Consider the following 2,547-nt stretch of genomic DNA (forward strand, 5'->3'; position numbering starts at 1 on the left):
TTATACCATAAGTGAAAAACGTTTACAAATAGTTATCATCACTTGTAAATAGTTGAGTTTTTACTTATTTTTCGTTAAAATCATTTACACTAATTTCCATCGTTTTTTTAAATCGTATTCATCTTCGTATTCATTTTTACAATCATCTTTGCCCGTATAGTTGAGAAGGTTTCAATTTACTTCTAATAGTTTACAAATAGAAAACTGTGATTACTCACGGTCTTTTTTTAAAAAATAAAATAAAAAAACTCCATCAAAACTCTTGACTTTCTCGGTATACCGTGATATAATATAATCAAGATAAGGAAAGGGGGTGATGAAGTTGAACAAAGAAGATTGGCTTAGGTTACTTGAAAAGGCAATAGACAATATTCCTGAAACAGTAACTGCTATCGCAAGTCTAGTGACCGCAATAACGGTCGCAAGGCAAAACAAAAAGCGTAAACCGAAATCCCGCAAAAGAAAAAGGTAAACGCTAAGAGGTTGGGGCGAAAGCCCCTCACACCTCTATTTTATCAAATGGAACGAGGAAATGCAATGGTTAGTGCAATAGCTATTTTTATAATTGCAATTAATGTATACATTTATCTAAAAAACAAAAAGGACAAATAAGATGAGAAAAGTTATTCAAGAATTGTTAGACAGTTCGATGTCTACATCTGCTATTTCGCAAGGCGCTGGAGTTCCATGGACTACCGTTTCTGACCTCAGAAAAGGAAAAACAAGTATGGACAAAATGGCACTTCTCACAGCGGAAAAACTTTATGAATTTGCTACAACTGATAAGCAGTGATTTCGGTCACTGTTTTTTTATTTTTAACAAAACACCGTTTTTGACAATAATACCCTGCCATTACTCCTCCCTATTCTTCAAGAAAACGCTTTTTTGAACAATAGGACTTCTATTTTAGTTTCTAATTGTTCAAAATGCCTGTTTTTGCAAAATAAAAAACCGCAAGCCTGAGCCTGCGGTTGGTGTAATCTATTTTGAAATTTTTAAACAAAAAAGGAGCATTTAAGCTCCCTCCTTTGAAATAACGGACACTTGGCTGGTCGGTGTACCCAGCATCTCAGATACCTTTTTCAAGGTGCGGCAGGAACCTTTCTGCCCTCAAATGTCTTTCGTTAATGTTATTCTAGCACTAACTGCTTTTTTTGTCAAGTTTTCTCAATCTACCAGACTTGATACGACTTTGTAACTTGAAATCTTGCAAGCGATACATGGTCGGAACATAAAAGAAATCGCCACTTTTATGTAACTTTATGGCAACGAGAACATTATCATCAAATCTTTTCACATATTCAAAACTAGCGTCTTTCTCTCGCGGATTGACTCCAACAAAATCTGGATTTCTTAGTATGAGTTCCAAGTCTTCAATATGATGGATCACATCATTATGATGGCGTTTCAACATATGGCTTCTCAAACCTTCTTTGTTGACCTTGATTTCACTTGCTTCAAGAACAATATTAAAAATTTCTTTTACTTCATCGGTAACCTGACCGATTTTTTCGTGATTCATAATTCCCTCCGTTATTTCATAACCATTATATCACATTTTATTTTGTCGTAATTAAGCCATCTGGCTCTACTGTGAACTCTGGCTTGTTTGCCATCGTTCCGTCTGGTTTGAGGTAGTACCAGCCTGTTCCGTCTGCGGACTGGACGAAGGCGTTTGATACCATGGCACCTTCTTTACCGTCTAAGTAGTACCATGTGTCCTTATACTTGACCCAACCTGTCTTCATGGCACCTTCTACGTCGAAATAGCACCACTTCTCAGCGATTTTCTTCCAGCCTGTGGCCATTTCGCCTGATTGGTCAAACCAGTACCAATTGCCGTCTGAGTGCTTCTTCCAGCGGTCTGCAAGCATGTAGCCTGAACCGTCGAAGTAATACCAGGTTCCGTTGATTTTCTCAAACTTGTCTTTTGGATAAGAGCCGTCTGAGTGTACATACCAATAGCCTTTATCGTTCTTCTGCCAGCCTGTTTCGGCGCCTAGGCCGTTCTCAATATCTCGCTTAAACTGTTCACGGCTAACACCCCATTTCGCAAGATAAGGATACGGGTCAACGTGGTCGCTACTGTTATCCGGCTGGTTATTCGTACAGTATTCATGCGTTTTGATACCTGCCAAGTCGTCTGTATCAAGAGTTTTCGGCAAACCTGCTTCATCTGCTAGATTTCGTAGCAATTCGATATAAAGGCGATAGTCTGTCATGAACTCTTCTTTAGTTGAATGGCTTTCAATCAATTCAACTGCTGCATAGGTCTCAGCATTCCAACCACCCCCAACGTCCCAGGCACCATTATCAACAGGTCCTACCTGCATAACACGGCCATTTCCAACGACATGAGAAAAGAACCCAAGTCCAGGGTCCTTTCTATAGTGGTAGTCCGCCTCATTTTGAGCAGTTGAGTTGCGGTTGCCTGTTGAGTGAGCATGTACTTGTCTATAAGGTTGCACTCCGACTTGTGGCAAGCCTGTACGTAGTCTGCTTGTATCGATATCCATCCCTACTCCCTCCAAGCGTCATTCATCTGT

General features: G+C 39.5%; 4 protein-coding genes. 2 read left to right on the plus strand and 2 right to left on the minus strand.

The annotated features are described in order from the left end of the window. Nucleotides 1–322: 322 nt before the first annotated feature. The gene (locus HT721_RS10120) at nt 323–472 is read left to right on the plus strand and encodes a hypothetical protein (RefSeq protein ID WP_162489709.1); all 150 of its coding nucleotides are present in this window, start codon (nt 323–325) and stop codon (nt 470–472) included. A gap of 141 nt (nt 473–613) precedes the next feature. Next, nucleotides 614–793, plus strand: a complete 180-nt coding sequence (locus tag HT721_RS10125) for a hypothetical protein (protein ID WP_023937752.1) — start codon at nt 614–616, stop codon at nt 791–793. 349 nt (nt 794–1,142) lie between these two features. Here the strand turns inward: HT721_RS10125 and HT721_RS10130 are convergent, their stop codons facing one another. Continuing rightward, a complete protein-coding gene (locus tag HT721_RS10130) occupies nt 1,143–1,523 on the minus strand; it encodes a PBECR2 nuclease fold domain-containing protein (protein WP_173212670.1) in 381 nt (126 codons plus the stop codon). 37 nt (nt 1,524–1,560) lie between these two features. Further along, nucleotides 1,561–2,517: an N-acetylmuramoyl-L-alanine amidase family protein gene (locus HT721_RS10135; RefSeq protein WP_173229747.1), complete on the minus strand. Its 957-nt coding sequence runs from the start codon at nt 2,515–2,517 to the stop codon at nt 1,561–1,563. Nucleotides 2,518–2,547: the final 30 nt, after the last annotated feature.

It is taken from the genome of Streptococcus sp. 4094, from assembly GCF_013277125.1.
Classification (GTDB): domain Bacteria; phylum Bacillota; class Bacilli; order Lactobacillales; family Streptococcaceae; genus Streptococcus.